This is a genomic window from Ruminococcus sp. XPD3002, assembly GCA_900119535.1.
GTDB lineage: Bacteria > Bacillota > Clostridia > Oscillospirales > Ruminococcaceae > Ruminococcus > Ruminococcus flavefaciens_H.
This window is the reverse complement of the sequence record FPJT01000041.1, coordinates 1-1,061: the sequence shown is the minus strand read 5'-3', so window position 1 is coordinate 1,061 and position 1,061 is coordinate 1. Positions and strand designations below refer to the sequence as shown.

Here is a 1,061-nt window from a genome sequence, read left to right as displayed (position 1 = left end):
CAAGTTCCTCATAAAAATGAAGATGACTTCATTATCAGCGAGAATTATGGTGCCTTGAAACGTCGTTACGACCGACTCCTCAAGAAGCATGGTTTACAAATGACATTTCATGATCTAAGAGCTCAGTTCGCAACAACTATGAACGGACTCGGCGTTGAAAAGCAAGTCCTCGAAAGACTAGGTGGATGGGCTAATTCAAAAGTGCTTGATAGCGTGTACATAAGAACTCCTAAGCAAAGAATTCGTGATAGCCTTAAGGTTTTTGACGAATATATGTATGCAACTATAAGGAGCACTCGCACTGAAAAAACAGATGGTGCTGCTTGAATTATTTTTTCACACGAACTTCACACGGAAGTAATTCAGCGCCCCATACTTCCCGAAATATATGCAAATCGAAGCGTATGTCCATTTGCTTCAAGTCCTTCTGCCCCTGCCATGATGGCATAACATAATTGATGGCATGCCCAAAAAGCCCGAAATATCGGGCTTTTTTGCTACCCAAATCTTGAAAATTTTACTTCGATTTTCATAGATGACATTGAGCTGTTTTAGCCATGTGTAAGGATTTGAACTCTCAAAAGTGCAAATTTAGTCCCCTCCAAAGGTCTAAATACAGGCGAATCTCGATTTTGTCAGCAAAAAATAGTATACAAAGTTTCGGGCTCGGTTTTAGTGGCTTTCACGAAATGTGAAAACACTGGAATCGAGTCCTTTTTGTTTCCCCGAAAACGAAATGATAGAAAACCTATCAGCGATTTGTGAGCCGTTTCTGACGGCATCGGTTGCAGGTCGGGAAACTGCACCACCGAGAGCAAATAAAGCCGCTGTGAACGATTTTTGAGCCTCCTGTGAGGCAGATACATAGAAAGCAGATCACGCCTGCTGTCTATGGAATAATTATGTAACAGGAGGAAAACAAATGAACAAATTCTACATGAACGGTAAGCTGATACACAAGGCTTCCGATCACAACACCAAACGATGTGAGATTGAGAAATGGGTATTCGGCAGATTGTCAAGTCAAGTGCAACAAAAAACTTCAGCAGGCGATTTATCCC

General features: G+C 41.6%; 1 protein-coding gene. It reads left to right on the top strand.

Annotated features, from left to right (window positions below; genetic code table 11):
- Nucleotides 1–327, top strand: a 327-nt coding sequence (locus BT127_RS16150; RefSeq protein ID WP_175542001.1) for a tyrosine-type recombinase/integrase, incomplete at its 5' end; no start/stop codon positions are given.
- Nucleotides 328–1,061: the final 734 nt, after the last annotated feature.